We start from the raw sequence: 16,337 nt of genomic DNA, 5'->3' as shown, positions 1-16,337 counted from the left end.
AAACGTTCGGTCAGTAAGAAAATTTAATTACTCTTCTTCTGACCGGCAAACCTTAAAAAACCGCTGTATTGCATCAATCACTTGAACACAGATCATCTCCCCTTGAGGGGAGTGCCGCGAAGCGGGAGGGGTGTTTTATTTGGTAATTAAATGATTGAGTATTAAAAGCTATAGAGTTGCACAGACAGATCGACGACTGAATCTTACTCAGTGGTTTTACTTAAGCGAAGGTTTAAGGCAGTAGAACTCCACTAGGTGAAGTACCTCTTTTTCAAAGCACCAAACAGCAAATCAATAACATGAGCACGAGCGGGACGCTCGCGCTATTGGTGGTGTGCTTAATATCAGACTTACTTATATCGCAAGCATCCTGCTTATCCGGTTTGCTTTTTAACTGTTCAATAACAAATTTGCTACAACAATTATGTTAATACCACATGAAACCACATAGTTATGTAGTGGCAAGAGAGTATTCAATCGTTATATTATGTCTATGGAAAATTCAGTACAGGAGCTTATCAAAATTGTTATAGTTGAAGATAATAAATATATGCGGGAGGGGTGGACTACCATCCTGGATTTTGCTCCGGACCTTCTGGTACTAAATGCATTTGAGTCGTGCGAAGAAGCCTTCGATTCAGATGAAATATCCAAAGCCAATGTGGTACTGATGGATATTGAGTTGCCGGGCATGTCGGGAATTGAGGGGGTGAAGTACCTGCAGAAAGAATATCCAGAGCTGATCATTATAATGGCCTCTGTATTTGATGATAATAAAAATGTATTTGATGCCCTTTGTGCCGGGGCAGTAGGGTATCTGATGAAAAAGGTTTCCCCGGAAGAGTTGAAAAAAGCTATCAGAGATGCATATGAGGGCGGTTCTCCGATGACACCCAATATTGCCCGAAAAGTGATCAAAACATTCCATCAGCCTGCGGCAAATGATGAAGGAGAACAATTGAAAGAGCGAGAGCTAGAGATATTAGCAGAGCTCGCAAAAGGGAAATCCTATGCTGCCATTGGCGAAGAGGTTTACCTTTCGGTTGATGGGGTTCGGTATCATATCCGAAATATCTATCGGAAACTCCACGTAAATTCAAGATCGGAAGCGGTTTCCAAAGGCATTTCTCAGCGGCTCATTAATCCCGACCTCTCTGAATAAAACTGTTTAGAGCAATATTCCTTCTTAGAATTTCCTTCTCGTTAATATTTTAGCCCAATTATTTCCACATGTTTATGTAGTGACTGGAGTCTGCCCAACCATTACATTAGTAGTCCATACATGAAAACGGCATAAAATTGTAAGAGAGCCCCCTTTTTTAGCGCAAACGAGTAAGAGAGAGAACCACGAAACCCCGGCCTGGCGAGAGGTCGGGGTTTCACTTTTTATAAAAGGTGTTAATGAGTCGTTTATTTTTGTTAGTGTAGCACGAAATCTTATCTTTGCAGAGAATTGTAATACAAGAAATTATTCTCGTGAAAGAATCTATCAGAATAGCATCAGGACAGGGATTTTGGGGCGATTTGCCCAATGCTCCTATTAACCAGGTTCGCAAGGGGCCTATCGATTATTTGGTAATGGATTACCTCGCAGAGGTGACGATGTCCATTATGCAGAAACAGAAAATGCGAAATCCCGAATATGGTTATGCCCGTGATTTTGTTGATGTGGTGACCGAAGTATTGCCGGATATCGCAGAAAAAGGTATTAAGGTAATATCAAATGCGGGGGGCGTAAATCCCGAAGCATGTAAGGATAAAATCCTGGAAGCTATTGATGCGCAGGGGTATGAAGACATTACAGTAGCTGTGGTTGATGGGGATAATATCCTTGATAACCTTGATGAGCTTATCGCTGAAGGTCATGAGCTGGCAAATATGGAAACAGGCGAGCCGGTTACTACTGTTAAGGATGAGCTGCTTAGTGCCAATGTCTATTTTGGATGTCAACCTATAGTAGAAGCGCTTGATAAAGGAGCCGATATTGTGGTTACCGGTCGTGTTACGGATACCGGATTGACGTTGGCCCCAATGGTTCATGAATTCGGGTGGTCGTTAGACGATTATGATAAAATGAGTGCCGGTACTATTGCCGGGCATATCATAGAATGTGGGGGGCAGGTTTCCGGTGGTAACTTTACCGATTGGGAACAAGTGGATGATTTTATTGATATCGGATTCCCCATCATTGAGGCAAAGCCCGACGGCAACTTCTACGTTACAAAGCATGAGGGCACCGGGGGACTGGTAAGCGAGATGACCGTAAAAGAGCAGTTGATGTATGAGGTGGGGAATCCTGCGGAATATATTACGCCCGATTGTATTGCAGACTTCACCTCTGTTAATTTAGAGTCGGCAGGGGATAATAAGGTGCATGTGTATGGCATTACCGGAAAGCCAGAAACAGATACATATAAAATTTCGGCAAGCTATAATGATGGCTATAAATTGTCGTCTACATTGGTTTACTCTTGGCCGGATGCGCTTAAAAAAGCACAAAAAGCCGGAGAAATTTTAGAAGGCCGCGCGCAGGCACTGGGTCTTGATTTTGATGATTTCCGAGTAGAGTATGTCGGCGTTAATGGTTGTAGCGAAGAACCTGTGACAGATGAACTGTTCAAGGAAGAGCACGAAGAAGTGCAAATGAGAGTTTCGCTTTCGGGTTCCAGTAAAAAAGATCTGAACCGATTTGGGAAAGAAGTAGCTCCTCTTATCCTGACAGGCCCCAGCGGAGTTACCGGTTTTGCCGGCGGACGCCCCAAAGCAAGCGGTGTTGTAGCGTATTGGCCTGCTTTATTGGATAAAGAGGCCGTATCACCGCGCGTGCGAACCTTTTAATGAATACATTGTAAATAACTTAGAATTTTGGCGTAATATTTCGGATTTTACGCAGTCTTAATTTAAACGGATTAAAACAACTTCCGATTACATGGTTATAGGAATAATTGGTGCTAGCATTTCGGGACTAATTGCAGGAAAACGATTGGCGGATGCTGGTCATGATGTTACGATTATTGAGAAAGAGCGTTCTGTTGGAGGGCGCTTGGGATCAATCACCCTTGACGGCATAACCCTTGATTATGGGCTGCCGCATTTTAAGGCTAATTCCCAAACGTTTAAATCATTTGTTGATGAGTTGACAGAAACGGGAGCAGTAGCCGAATGGACGGATGAATTCGGCTTGTATGATGGCAAAGAGCTTTTGGAAACGGACCCCAATGCCAATTCACAGATGAACTATATAGGAACGGCGGGAAATCAGGCTATTGCTAAAGACTTGAGTCGCTGGGTAGATATCAAATCGGAAGAGCAGGCCGGGGGACTTACATATATCGGTCCCGATACTACTAAAAAGCGTTCCTGGATGATTAACCTGACGGACATCAGTGTTTTTGAGTGTGATGCCGTAATTCTAGCTACTCCGGCTGTTGAAGCTTACGGGATCATCCAAACCGTGCAAAATCGAACGGCTACCCGAAAAATTATTCGCCATATTGATGAAGTGCGATATGATAGACGGATTTCTTTGGCATGCACTTTTGATCATGCTCCGCCAGAATGGAAGGCTATAGAAGTGGAGTACAGTGATATCCGTTTGATAACAAACGAATCCTCGAAACGAGGAGCTGACCAAGCCGGACTTGTTATCCATTCCTCACCGGAATTTTATCGCTCTCACGCACAAGAAGATGATAAAAGAGTAAAAGAACTTCTGCTCGAAGAGGCATCAAACATTATTGGGTCATCCGTACGGCAGCCTAAATCTACCTATTTGCACCGCTGGAAGTATTTTGAGGCCCAAAATCCCATCGATGAATATTTTATGGAATTGGAAATGGCAGAGGCACCGCTTGCGTTGATAGGAGACTACTTGGGAGGCAGTTCGCTGGACAATGCTTTCGTCTCAGGATATAACCTGGCAGAGTATTGGATCAATAAATTCAGTGAAGTGCCTGCGTAATAAGCATTGGTATTTGGCGTAGTATTTCGAAAATATAAAGGTATTCCGTGGGTTCTCTGCGAAAGCTTAACACTTATTTCAAAAAATATAAGGGCACCATTATATTCGGTTCGCTTTTTCTTACCGCATCCAATTTCTTTTTGGTATGGATCCCGGTATTTTTGCGCCGAACGGTAGACGAGATTTCAAAAGTTGATCTCGAAAACTCCCCAGAGGCATTCGACAGTATATTAGGGGTGCTTTTTAGTAGTTCAGCAAGCTGGCCACTGGCAAAAAATGCACTCTTTTTGGTTGGGGCTGTTTTATTATCCGGGATACTTCTTTTTGCTACCCGTCAAACCTTGATCGTAGCATCACGGAAGATAGAGTTTGATTTACGAAACGATATTTTTGACAAACTATTGGAGCTCCCCCAGCGATTTTACAGCAACTACAGTTCTGGTGAAGTGTATGTACGGGCTACCGAGGATGTCTCAAAAGTGCGCGAGTATTTCGGTCCGGCCTATATGTATACCATCAATACATTGACGCGTATGGGGTTCATCATAACTATGATGATTATAGTAAGTCCAGAACTGACGATGTGGGCATTGCTTCCGCTTCCCTTTCTTTCTGCATTTGCATATTGGGTAAGTGGATATATCAATGATTACTCTAGAATAATACAGGAGCAATACTCTACCATTGCAGGACGTGCCAAAGAATCTTTTTCCAGTGTACGGTTGATAAAAGCTTATAACAGGGAAGAGTATGAGCAACAGCGATTTGAAGATGAGAGTGAATCGTACCGAAAGAAGAAACTACGGCTCGACCTGGTCGAATCACTGTTTCATCCTACCTTAAATCTACTGATTGGTCTTTCGGTAGTTATTGTAGTATGGAAGGCCGGTCAGTTGGTGATAGAAGGTCAACTAACGGTAGGTAACATTCTGGAGTATATTGTATATGTAGCATACCTGACATGGCCTGTGGCTTCGTTGGGCTATACTGTAAACAGGTTCCAACAGTCCATGGCTTCCTGGAAACGTATTGATAAGATCTTAACAGAAGATGTAGATATCGAAGATCACGCCGAAACGGATCGGGATATTGATAGTATTGATGGCACAATAGAATTCCGTAATGTCTCGTTCAAATACCCGGGGGCCGATGAATATGCATTAAAAGATGTAAGTTTTAAAGTTGAAGCGGGTCAAAATGCGGCTATAGTCGGCCGAACCGGTAGTGGTAAAACGACGCTTGTTGAGTTGGTACCAAGACTTTTTGATGCAACAGAAGGTAAAATACTGATAGACGGCCAAGACATTAAGTCGATACCAGTCAGGCTCTTACGGGAAAATATTGGCCTTGTACCACAAGACACATTTTTATTTTCTGATACCATTGGAGAAAATATAGGATTTGGAACCCGGGGAGCTTCACAGAACGAGATTGAAGAAGCTGCTGAAAAAGCGAAAGTTCGGGACAATATTTTGGAATTCGAGAAAAAATTTGAGACTATACTAGGTGAACGAGGTATAACCCTGTCGGGCGGCCAAAAGCAAAGAACCGCTATCGCCAGGGCCCTGATTCGGGATCCAAAAATTATTATATTAGATGATTCGTTGAGTGCGGTCGATACAAAGACCGAAGAAGCTATTCTACAACATTTAAGGAATGAGCTGGAAGGACGCACAACCTTAATGATTAGCCATCGCATATCAACTATAAAAGATGCAGATATCATTTATTATATTGAAGATGGCACAATTGTAGAAGAAGGCACGCACAACGAATTATTAGAAAATGAAGGTCGTTATTCAGTCATGTATAATAAACAACTCATAGAACAAGAACTGGCTGAGATTTAACACCCAAATAGTAAACATTCAACTAACGAACCCAAGATTGATTGTTTGATCGCAATTCAATCCCAAATTACATAGGAGTACTAAGATGATTATTGTACCATTAGGAGTTGCATCAGCAACACCCACAGCAACCCGTCACCTTTCATCGGTGGCAGTATGGAGAGAGGGAAGTGTTTTTCTTTTCGACTGTGGTGAAAATACACAAATGAGAATGCTTCAGGGAGGCCTTAAGCGTTCGCAAATCGATTGTATTTTCATTTCACATTTCGACACAGACCATTACTCAGGGCTTATCGGGTTACTGTCAACTCTGCAATTACAACGAAGAGACCGAAAACTTACGCTTGTTGGTCCGGAAGGATTGCAAGATTTTGTAGAATGGAATTTTGAATTTGCCAATATCGACCTCAATTATCCCATTGAATTTGTTGAGGTGGAAGAAGGTTTTGAAGAGGAACGGGTAGTCGATGAAGATGAATATTACATTGAGGCTCGTCCGCTTAACCATACCAAGTTTTGTATTGGTTACCGATTCCAGGAGAAAGACAAGCCCGGTAAAGTAGATGCTGAAAAAGCCCAAGAACAGGGCATTAGCGAAGACTGGCAATATAAAGAGCTGAAAGCCGGAAATGATGTTGAACTGGACGATGGTACCGTCGTTAAATCAATGGATATTGTTGGACATCCGCGACCCGGTGACAGTTTTGCCTATATCACAGATACCAAGTATTGTCCGAACTCTGTGAAGTTGGGTAAAAATACGAATGTATTGTTCCACGAAGCTACATTCAGCAATAGTCTTTCTGATAAAGCAGAAGAGACCGGACATTCTACGGCAAAAGATGCTGCACGCGTTGCCAATGAGGCTAAAACGAAGCTCTTGGTTATTACCCATTTCTCTGCACGATATACCAACGAATATGTATTGCTGCGAGAAGCTCGCGACGATTTCTTCCCAACCTGGGTAGCTACGGAGCTGCGACCGATCTTTACGGATCCGGCCCATGAGAAAGGCATTATAGAGCCGAAAGTTTATCTGAAAGAGATAAACAACAATAACAGGAATAAGGGCGGGAAAAATAAAAAGAACTCTTCCGGTAAAAGAAAACGGAAACGCCGTAGTAAAGGAAAAAAGAAAAAGAAGTTCCGAAAACGGAAGAAGTATTCCGGAAAGAAATCCCGCAAGAAGTATAATAAGAGCAGCAGCAGTAGCGATCGGAAAAAACGGAAAAGAAAGAAGAAAAAGGACAAAAACAATAATAGTAGCAATAATAACCAGGATTCGCAGCGTAAGCCAAAGCAGATTACGCCGCGTACGCCATTTGATGATTTCGATCGGTTCTAAAACTTCTATAGCGTGAAAAAAGAGAAGGAAGATAAAGCCGTCGACTCGGACTTGCTTCGGCGGCTTTATCAATTTATTCGACCATATCGGTGGTATGTGCTGCTCGGCATTGTACTAACACTTAGTGCTGCATTTTTGGGTACTATTCGCCCAAAACTTACCCAGCTTGCTATCGATGAATATATCCGAAACAGGGATTTCCAGGGATTACTATGGATTATTGTGTTGCTCGTTGGAGCCCTGATTGGTGAGTTCTTTCTACTTGTGGCCAATACCTACCTCACACGGTGGTTTGGGCAGGGTACATTATTTAAAATGCGGAATGCTGTATTTCAAAAAATACAGTCGTTACACGTACAGTTTTTTGATAAGAACCCCATTGGTCGTCTTATTACGCGTACAACCAGCGATATTGAGGCACTCAGCGACTTACTCAGTGATGGAGTGGTAAGCATCATAGGTGATATGTTTCGCCTGTTCTTTATCCTTTATTTTATGTTCAGCATGAGCTGGGAACTCTCGCTGGTTGCCATCTCAGTATTACCGTTACTCTTTTATGCTACTTTTCTCTTTAAGGCAAAAGTACGCGTATCATTTCTAAAAGTTCGGGACCAAATTTCAAGGCTCAACTCCTTTGTACAAGAGCATATTAATGGAATGTCTATTGTACAGCTCTTTAACAAGGAGGAGCGGGAGCGTAAAAAGTTTCGCGATATCAATGAAGGCCATAAAGAGGCTTATATCGAAACGATCTTTTATTTTGCAATTTTTTGGCCCGCCATTGAAATTATTGCCAGTCTCGCTATGGCACTGGTTATTTGGTACGGAGGGGGGCGTGCAATGATGGGAGAGGTCACCTTCGGAATATTGGTCGCCTTTGTACAATATGTACGAGATTTCTTTCGACCCATTCGAGGACTTTCTGAGAAGTTTAATACCCTGCAATCTGCGCTGGCATCATCTGAGCGAATCTTTGATATCCTTGATACTACAAATGAAATTACTGATCCCGAGAACCCGGAAACGGTTGATGAACGAGAGGGACAAATACAATTTGAAGATGTGTGGTTTGGCTATAATGAGGAAGAAACCGTGCTCAGAGATGTTTCATTTGATGCAGAACCCGGAGAAACAATAGCCATTGTAGGAGCTACCGGGGCGGGAAAATCAACCATCATTAACTTGCTGCTGCGATTTTATGATATCGACAGTGGATCTATTAAGCTGGATGGGGTTGATATTCGTAACTTGAAGCTGGATGAATTGCGTACAAACTTCGCGCTTGTTTTACAGGATAATGCCTTGTTTTCCGGTACTATAATGGAAAATATCACTTTGGGTAATCCCGATATTTCAGAAGAGAAGGTTAAAAAAGTAGCTCGCCAAATTGAGGCTGATCGATTTATTAACAAGCTTCCCGGTGCATTTGAATATGAGCTGGCTGAACGCGGGAAATCAATATCAATGGGGCAGCGTCAGCTTATCTGTTTCATTCGTGCGATGGTGTACGACCCCAATATATTGATATTAGATGAGGCCACCTCCAGCGTTGATTCTGAAACCGAAGAGGTTGTTAATAAGGCTTGTGATAAGATGATGGAGGGCAGAACTTCAATTGTTATTGCTCACCGCTTATCTACAATACAGGGCGCTGATAAAATTTTAGTGATGCACAAAGGTGAGATCCGTGAGACCGGAACCCACCAGCAGCTTGTAGAAAAGGAAGATGGTATCTATCGCAAGTTGTACGAACTGCAGTATAAAGATGAGTTTGTGCCAACCTCAAAATCAGCTTAAGAATTTACTTCTTCAGATATTTTCCGGATGGCTCTGGTAAGCTTTAGGATCTCCTCATCAGTATTGTAGTAATGAACTGATGCTCGGGTCAGCTCATCAAGCGAACGTTTTTCCATATCTAACAGCGTACTATGTTTTCCTGAAGTACTTACGTTGATGTTATGTTTTTCTGAGAGTTCCTTCAATACCGATTCAGCAGATACACCGTCAATAGTGAAAGTAACGATTCCCCCTTTGGTTTTTCCGATGTCGTGAACCGTCACATTTGGAATTTGGCTCAGTGTACTGCGTAGCTTTTCGCCGAGATCCCTAATACGGTGCCAAATCTCATCAATACCCAATTGAGCAGCATATGAGACTGCTTTTTTGAGCCCTATTACACCGGCATAATTTGTTTCCCAGTTTTCAAAACGCCGGGCGTCATCTCGCATCTGGTACTCATCTTCTGTAACCCACTTTGCTGAGTGAAGATCCAGAAAGGGAGGTGTTAAATGGGGCAGGATATCATCATTAACATACAAAAACCCTGTACCACGGGGACCTCGCAGGTATTTTCGTCCTGTAGCCGAAAGCATATCACAGCCTATTTTTTCCACATCCACCGGGTACTGCCCAACTGATTGACAAGCATCAACTAAATACAAGCAGGGGTGTTCTTTTGCAAGGGTTCCTATCTCCTCAACGGGGTTTACAAGCCCGCTATTAGTGGGCATATGGGTAATACTGATAAGTTTAACCTTTTCATCCATCATCGACGATAGTGCTTCCACAGACGTACTTCCGGTTTCGTCATTTGGAATTACTTCAATACTAACGTTTACTTCTTCTTGTAGCTTGAGGTAGGCAATATAGTTGCTGGCATATTCCGAAACAGAAGTAAGAATTCGGTCACCATCCTCGAAATTGATAGCGAAGAAAGCCATATTCCAGGCCATCGTCGCATTTTCTTGTAGGGCAATTTCATGATCAGCTGCATTGATAAAATTAGCAATCGTGGAATAAACCCGGTTAATGTCTTCTTGATGTTTGCGAGCTGTCTCATAGCCCCCACGCAATGTTTCTTCCCTGAGATATGAAATTACGGATTCAGAAACAGGGGAGGGCATTAACGAGGCCCCGGCATTATTGAAATGTATTACTTCAGATGTGCCGGGTGTTTGGTTGCGAAGCTTTTGTATATCCATTGTTTACGTTTTTGGGTGACTACTATCTGCAGTTCTAGTAAAAGAGGAATACCGTTAACTGTCAACAAATAAAAAAGGCAGCAGCAAATTCAATTGCTACTGCCTGAGGGTTATTATACTTAATGGGGGTTAGTCATTAAGTTTGAAAAAATTGATCACTTCCTGCATTTGATTGGCTTGGGCACTTAATTCTTCGGAGCTGGAAGAGAGCTCCTGAGCTGTAGCGGCATTCTTTTGAACTACTTCATTCATCTGTTGTATGGAGGCGTTAATTTGGTCTGCTCCCGTACTTTGTTCAACGCTGGCGGTAGCAATATCCTGGACAAGATCTGCAGTTTCTTCAATATTCGGTACCATCTCTTCCAGAATATGCCCCGACTCTTTCGCAACAGACATGCTGGACTCTGAGAGATCATTAATTTCTACAGCAGCCTCTTGGCTTCGTTCTGCAAGGCCCCTGACCTCCTCGGCTACTACTGCAAAGCCCTTACCGTGGTTACCGGCACGGGCAGCCTCTACAGCTGCATTTAAAGCCAACAAGTTCGTCTGACGGGCAATGTCGCCGATGATAGATATCTTGCCAGCAATTGTTTGCATTGAATCAATAGTTTTGAATATAGTTTTGCTACCTCGATTAATGTCTGTTGAAGCCGTTTCTGCTATCTCTTCGGTCTCTTTAGCATTGGCTGTATTATTTTGAATTGTGGAAGTCATCTGCTCCATAGAAGATGAAATCTCTTCCGTTGCACTCGCTTGTTCACTTGCTCCACTGGATAGTTCCTGGGACGAAATATTCAATTCATTGCTTGCTGAGGCGATGTTATTGCTATTGGTTTTAATAGTACCCACAATATCCCGGAGCTTTTCCATCATCTGTTTCATGTTACGCATCATATCACCCAACTCATCGTTGGTTCTAACCTTGATCTTGTGAGTAAGATCCCCTTCTGCCATAGCGTGGAGGGCTTTATTTGCCGTTTGCAATGGCTTTGAGATAGATCGCATTAACCAAAAAGAGAGCAGGGTAGAGACTGCAATAGTGACAAGAATTATTATCCAGATTACCGAATGTAAAAAGGCTATTTCTTTTTCGCCGGCCGTTTGCACATCGGTTATTAGGGCTTTAACGGTTGGTTCAACAGCATGTACTGCCGACCGTAGTTCGCCGGTTAGTCCGGATGTCTTATCACGTCCCAATTGGTCATCAATTGCGACAATCGCAGAAAATTTCGAGTAATAGTTCTCCAAAATTTCTTGTGCTTTCGCACTTTGCATATACCCTTTCATTTTCTGTATCTGCTTATTCATTCGCTTGTTATACTTTGTATCACCACGCAATAAATAATCTTTTTCGTGACGTCTGAGGGTAAGCACATCGGCTAGGGTTTTATCATTGTCAACAAGTTTTTCCAACCCATGAACAGCCGAACGCATTTCGCCAACCAGCCCCCAATTTTTGTAACCTTTTTCAACTGTTTTATCAGTGATGTTTTTAAACTTGCTTTTATAGGTTCCAAAATTATCTCTTAAAGAAGAGACCTGAGTTGCGAACCCTTTTTCTTTAATCAGTTCATTAGATCTGAGGGAATCAAGCAGGGAATAGGTTTTATGTAGGGCGGTATTAAATTTATCGATATACTTGATATTTCCTGTTTCAAAGAAGTCAGGATTTGTTCCGGCCCGAAGCAAGAAATCCTTTTCTGCCCTTCTCATTTGCAATGTTTGGGTCCATATTTCTTTGGTATCGGATACAGCTGTTTGAATAGTTTCAGATTTTTCATTGGATATTACTATAGCTCCTGCGATAATTCCCAAGAAAATAAATACCAACAGTGCATTCAGGATAAGGCGTGTTCTAACTTTCATTAGTAGTAATACTTGTGAGTTTAATTTAAATTTTTGAGTACTCTGAGTATGGTTATTGTGATTGTTTTATATCCAGGATGGATATCTAAGGGGGGTAGGGAAAGTTGATTTAATTCCTAAAGTTCTGGGTGCATATTTTTACACAGCGTACTGTTATAGACGCAGTGCTATATCTGCAAATCTGTTTTATAATCCTACCGACTTTTAAAGAATAGTGTTATCGGTAACACGGGAAAAAACTTAAGCCGAAATATCAGATAAAGAACCGATATTTGAGATTATGGATAAGGCGTAATTATTGATAATAATATGGTAGCAAGGAGAGCGTATATAATAAAAGCGACAGGAGGGTTTACTCCTGTCGCTCAAAAAGAAGTCAAGGAAGGGGATTAACCGAACATATCTAAAAATTCATCATAAGCGGTAAGAGCTTCTTCATCTCTGTTCATGCTATCCAGCGTTTCGGCACGCTTTATCATTGCTTTTTGGATGTAGTTCGTATACCGACCACTGCCTTTAAATCGTTCAATGAGTTTGGAACTTGCGTCCAGGATCTGATCTTTCTTATTTGTCTCAAGGATAAGATCAAAACGTTTTAAATAAATACCGTCAAGCTTTTCAAGCATTTGTATTTCTGAACTTTCATCAAGTCGATCTACGATTGTATTATAAAGTGGCAGCAGCTCTTGCGAATCCCCGCTATTTTCCAGGATTTGAGCCTTATAGAGCATAGCATGGGATGCTTGGTTATAAAAATCTTGATTATCAGAATCTTTAAAGCGAGCGATAACTTGATTTAGGGCAGGTAGAGCTTCTTTGCTCCGATTGAGTTTTAACAAAGAAATAGCTCGCCGCATTACTGCTTTGGAAACGGCATTCTTAAGATGGGGATATTTCTCATTATCATAACGGCTGATAATTTTTTCCAGAGTAGGTACTAACTCCTCCCACCGTTTCATTTTAAAAAGAAGCTCAGACTTTCGGAACAATGCTTTTTGAACAACTTTGTGTTCTGGTTCCCCCCTTTGTGTATTTACCTCAGGCTCTGTGGATTTATTGAGAGGCATATCAAGCTTAGCGGGGGAGGGCTCTGGTTGGTTATTTACAGGGTTTTCAGAGACTTTATTGGTTTCACTTTCTTTTGAATCTTCTTTTTCTGCACTGGGGGCTTCTGCTTGTTCGTCTTCAGCAGGTGGTGGTGTTGGTTCGGGAGATTCGGGTTCTTTCTGAACCGGGCTTTCTTCATCTTTTACCCGGGCATTATTATCAAGGTTTTTTTGAGCACCTGACAAGCGACTAATAATGTCTTCCACATCAGATTTGCCGATAGTTTCTCCCGAGGGCAGGTTTTTGGTTTGATACGATCCGGCCTGTGAAAGTTCGGCTACACCAGATTCTACAGGTTCGGGCTCATTATTGTGGTTACCTAATACGCTTGTTACAGTATTAATGCCCACATAATTGACAACCTCGTAGAATGTATTGGAGATATACTTAATAATCAGGTCCGTTTTTTTATCCTTAAACAGGTCCACAAAAGCCTCTTTGACCTGATCAGGGGAAGCTTGATAAAGTTTAGGATAGTTTTTAAAAACATCCTCATAGGCTGTGATAAGCCCTTTTGCTAAGGCCAGATGTGTTGTATCAGGGTTCTTAAACTCCTCAAAATGTGTGCTGGGGTTACCATCGTTATCAATAATATCCAGATCTTTGAGTAAACGAACTACCAGCAGATCATTGGGATCTGCATATCCAAGACGTTCCAGTAGGTCCGAGTCAATTGTAATCTCTTCGGCATTGTGATTGACCAATGCATTGATAATAGTGTCAAAATTTTTAGTATTGACTAAAAAAGCCTCTGATACTTTCATACCCTTGCTATAAATGATTTATATTAATACTGTATGTTGTGTATTTATTAGTAAATACACCAATTAGAAACTATTAATATTTCTTTGCTGTATTGGCTTGCACAGCTAGCAGTATAAAAATAGAACTTCTCAATCTTTAACAGTGAAATTGCTTTATAAGCTCATTGCCGTATGATCTGAAAATTATTCTGGAAAGGCTTTTACAAAGGTATTCTCAAGGATATCTTGTGAAATGGGCTTATGCAGATAGGCGATAAAATCGGTTTCTTGAGCCCGTTTAAGCTTCTCCGGATCATCAGATGCGGTAATATAGATCAGTTTAACTTTACGGTGCTTACTGATCTCTTTGGCAGCTTCAATACCATCAATCTCATCGGCCAGGTTGATATCCATTAAAATGAGATCAACAGCCCCGATTCGTAATGCAGATTCAATAGCTTTTGCACCTTCGGCACTTGATCCAATAACAGTATGCCCCATCTGTGCTATCATACGTTCAAGGATGATCTGCTGAATATTATCATCTTCAACGATAAGGATTTTTTTTGCGTCAGTAGATATATCTGAAACCATGAAGTGTTATATCTGCGAGTTATTATTTCCACAATAATGCAAAAATAGAAGAACTAAAACAATCCACAAATATAGTTTTAAACGAATTTATATATAAATGATAATTAAAATGCTCTTAATTAGGAGAATCTAAGCGAAGCTTATATGCGGTATTTATATCTTTATTCAAAAGAGAGCTGTTTTCAATGTATGATTATAAATCATGTGAAATGGAAAAAGTCTTTATTGTAGATGATTCAGAAATTCAGGTGATACTCTTGGAAAAGGTGCTTAGCCATGAGGGATATGAGGTAGCTACCTTTCGTAATGGGGTAGAGTTGATTAAAAAGCTCGAAAATGAGCTTCCTGCTCTAGTAATATCAGATATTGAAATGCCTGAAATGGATGGATTTGAACTCATATCCAAAATATATGCAGACAAAAAATGTCAGCAGATTCCGTTCTTTTTTATTTCTTCACATTATGACGAAGCTACTATAAAAAAAGTAGAAGGAACTCCGGCCGACCATTTTTTTGAAAAACCACTGGATCGCACCTCTATTTTAGCAAATGTTAAAAAAATATTTGCATAATCTCGTTCTTAATTAATACCTTAGCGTAAGAAAAAAATTACCCCAATTAATATTGCTTCACTAAAAAATGTGGGCAATTTCTATTTTATTTATATATTTGGGGGGGTAGGGTACGACTAGGTTAAATATAAGAAGCATTTTAGGTTAAAGTTTAGGGGTCAGACTAATGAAAAATATCACTAAAGTAGACGACGAAAATTTTCGCGGCTATTGGGTCCGTATTCAACGCGACCACCGTAAGGTTAGTAAGCGCTTTCGACGGCGTAATTACGACAGTTGGGAAGAAGCGAAACAAGAAGCGATCGAATACCGCGACAACTGGATAAAAGAGTGGGAAGAAACTGCTCGTAATCCTGATCAAAAGATTCAATACAAGAATAGTGTAACCGGGGAACTGGGGATCCACAAAACCACCAAAAATGGTGTAGTATACCTGGGGGTTAGCTATATCGACGAAGAAGATGAACAAAAGGTAAAGTCTTTTAAGGTAGGTGTACCCGACGAAAAGGGGTACGATAAGAAATATGATGAAGCTATGGAGACAGCCAAAGAGTTTCGTGACAAAGTAAATATGAAACGGTTTGGTGTTCGGTGGATTAATTATAAAAAACGTAAGGGTGTACTTAAGTAGTGCTTCCTTCGTTTATAATGGTCTTATCCTCCGATACTCTGTTTCTTTCCAGTATATGTAAGCTGCTTCTTTTTTGTTATTTGGGATAAATAGTTCGTAAGGTTTTGGTATTGCTTTTTGGTATAAAGCGGTAACCTTATTTTTTGGTTAGAACCATTGTTGGTTCTAATTTGAAGATGATTTCCAGATATACCAACAGCAGAAATATGTTCCCATTTAATTGTTTTGTCATTACCAAATAAAGCTGGGGCTTGGTGCAGTGCAATAGAATCTTCATCGATAGTTAGTCTTTGTTTTTGAGCAGGGCCGGGATAAAGTGCAAATAGGGTAGCAAGTACTGCTCCTGTAAATGCATTTAGCCAATCTATAGGGCTACCTATTTTGTATTTTATGGCAATTACTCCGATGAAAAAACCAAGCATAAGAGCCCCGATAAACCGAACTATTTTGATATAGGGGGTACTGGTATCAACTTGTAGTTCAAATTTTTCCATATAGATAATAAGTGATCTGGTTACTATTAACCCGATATCGATATATATTTAATCGCTGAAAAAATGACAAGCCAATTGGATTTTTTTAATGCGATTTCCAGATGAAGTATTGTATTAAAAATACAGATTAGCTGAGTTTATAGGAGATAGATAGTCGATAAAATCATGTTGGGGCTTGTGTTAACGTTTTAGG

At 41.0% G+C, this 16,337-nt stretch carries 13 protein-coding genes; 8 read left to right on the top strand and 5 right to left on the bottom strand.

Annotation, left to right across the window (positions count from 1 at the left end; translation table 11 throughout):
* The first annotated feature begins 493 nt into the window (after positions 1-493).
* From G3569_RS06800 to G3569_RS06775, 6 genes are all read left to right on the top strand, one after another.
* Positions 494-1,162, top strand: coding sequence for a response regulator transcription factor (locus G3569_RS06800; protein WP_165267403.1), 669 nt, complete (start codon positions 494-496; stop codon positions 1,160-1,162).
* A 314-nt stretch (positions 1,163-1,476) separates the two neighbouring features.
* Complete coding sequence (locus G3569_RS06795) at positions 1,477-2,838, top strand: acyclic terpene utilization AtuA family protein (protein WP_165267401.1); 1,362 nt, start codon at positions 1,477-1,479, stop codon at positions 2,836-2,838.
* 91 nt (positions 2,839-2,929) lie between these two features.
* Complete coding sequence (locus G3569_RS06790) at positions 2,930-3,961, top strand: NAD(P)/FAD-dependent oxidoreductase (protein ID WP_165267399.1); 1,032 nt, start codon at positions 2,930-2,932, stop codon at positions 3,959-3,961.
* 47 nt (positions 3,962-4,008) lie between these two features.
* Positions 4,009-5,811, top strand: coding sequence for an ABC transporter ATP-binding protein (locus tag G3569_RS06785; RefSeq protein WP_350356551.1), 1,803 nt, complete (start codon positions 4,009-4,011; stop codon positions 5,809-5,811).
* 85 nt (positions 5,812-5,896) lie between these two features.
* Positions 5,897-7,156 (top strand): ribonuclease Z, encoded by a 1,260-nt coding sequence (rnz, locus tag G3569_RS06780; protein WP_165267397.1) that lies wholly within the window; start codon positions 5,897-5,899, stop codon positions 7,154-7,156.
* A gap of 12 nt (positions 7,157-7,168) precedes the next feature.
* Entirely contained in the window at positions 7,169-8,953 is a 1,785-nt protein-coding gene (locus G3569_RS06775; protein ID WP_165267395.1) for an ABC transporter ATP-binding protein, read from the top strand.
* Here the strand turns inward: G3569_RS06775 and G3569_RS06770 are convergent.
* From G3569_RS06770 to G3569_RS06755, 4 genes are all read right to left on the bottom strand, one after another.
* Positions 8,950-10,137, bottom strand: coding sequence for an aminotransferase class V-fold PLP-dependent enzyme (locus G3569_RS06770; RefSeq protein WP_165267393.1), 1,188 nt, complete (start codon positions 10,135-10,137; stop codon positions 8,950-8,952). The genes G3569_RS06775 and G3569_RS06770 overlap by 4 nt on opposite strands.
* 129 nt (positions 10,138-10,266) lie before the next feature.
* A complete protein-coding gene (locus G3569_RS06765; RefSeq protein ID WP_165267391.1) occupies positions 10,267-12,003 on the bottom strand; it encodes a methyl-accepting chemotaxis protein in 1,737 nt (578 codons plus the stop codon).
* Positions 12,004-12,392: 389 nt separating this feature from the next.
* The gene (locus G3569_RS06760; protein WP_165267389.1) at positions 12,393-13,874 is read right to left on the bottom strand and encodes a DUF5343 domain-containing protein; all 1,482 of its coding nucleotides are present in this window, start codon (positions 13,872-13,874) and stop codon (positions 12,393-12,395) included.
* A gap of 183 nt (positions 13,875-14,057) precedes the next feature.
* Positions 14,058-14,447: a response regulator gene (locus G3569_RS06755; RefSeq protein WP_165267387.1), complete on the bottom strand. Its 390-nt coding sequence runs from the start codon at positions 14,445-14,447 to the stop codon at positions 14,058-14,060.
* 185 nt (positions 14,448-14,632) lie between these two features.
* Between G3569_RS06755 and G3569_RS06750 the strand changes: the two genes are divergently transcribed.
* Both G3569_RS06750 and G3569_RS06745 read left to right on the top strand, forming a co-directional pair.
* Positions 14,633-15,019, top strand: coding sequence for a response regulator (locus G3569_RS06750; protein WP_165267385.1), 387 nt, complete (start codon positions 14,633-14,635; stop codon positions 15,017-15,019).
* 166 nt (positions 15,020-15,185) lie between these two features.
* Entirely contained in the window at positions 15,186-15,650 is a 465-nt protein-coding gene (locus G3569_RS06745; RefSeq protein ID WP_165267383.1) for a hypothetical protein, read from the top strand.
* 23 nt (positions 15,651-15,673) lie between these two features.
* Here G3569_RS06745 and G3569_RS06740 read toward each other — a convergent pair whose 3' ends face one another.
* The gene (locus G3569_RS06740; protein ID WP_165267381.1) at positions 15,674-16,144 is read right to left on the bottom strand and encodes a hypothetical protein; all 471 of its coding nucleotides are present in this window, start codon (positions 16,142-16,144) and stop codon (positions 15,674-15,676) included.
* Positions 16,145-16,337 lie beyond the last annotated feature (193 nt).

Source organism: Fodinibius halophilus (assembly GCF_011059105.1).
GTDB lineage: Bacteria > Bacteroidota > Rhodothermia > Balneolales > Balneolaceae > Fodinibius > Fodinibius halophilus.
Note: the sequence above shows the minus strand (reverse complement) of the source record. Positions and strands in the feature narration are given on the sequence as shown.

What these genes read in the sequence shown, in the direction of transcription:
- G3569_RS06800 (WP_165267403.1), top strand. Translation starts at nt 494, where the DNA reads ATGGAAAATTCAGTACAGGAGCTTATCAAAATTGTTATAGTTGAAGAT.
- G3569_RS06790 (WP_165267399.1), top strand. Translation starts at nt 2,930, where the DNA reads ATGGTTATAGGAATAATTGGTGCTAGCATTTCGGGACTAATTGCAGGA.
- rnz (WP_165267397.1), top strand. Translation starts at nt 5,897, where the DNA reads ATGATTATTGTACCATTAGGAGTTGCATCAGCAACACCCACAGCAACC.
- G3569_RS06770 (WP_165267393.1), bottom strand. Translation starts at nt 10,137, where the DNA reads ATGGATATACAAAAGCTTCGCAACCAAACACCCGGCACATCTGAAGTA.
- G3569_RS06765 (WP_165267391.1), bottom strand. Translation starts at nt 12,003, where the DNA reads ATGAAAGTTAGAACACGCCTTATCCTGAATGCACTGTTGGTATTTATT.
- G3569_RS06760 (WP_165267389.1), bottom strand. Translation starts at nt 13,874, where the DNA reads ATGAAAGTATCAGAGGCTTTTTTAGTCAATACTAAAAATTTTGACACT.
- G3569_RS06755 (WP_165267387.1), bottom strand. Translation starts at nt 14,447, where the DNA reads ATGGTTTCAGATATATCTACTGACGCAAAAAAAATCCTTATCGTTGAA.
- G3569_RS06750 (WP_165267385.1), top strand. Translation starts at nt 14,633, where the DNA reads ATGTATGATTATAAATCATGTGAAATGGAAAAAGTCTTTATTGTAGAT.
- G3569_RS06745 (WP_165267383.1), top strand. Translation starts at nt 15,186, where the DNA reads ATGAAAAATATCACTAAAGTAGACGACGAAAATTTTCGCGGCTATTGG.
- G3569_RS06740 (WP_165267381.1), bottom strand. Translation starts at nt 16,144, where the DNA reads ATGGAAAAATTTGAACTACAAGTTGATACCAGTACCCCCTATATCAAA.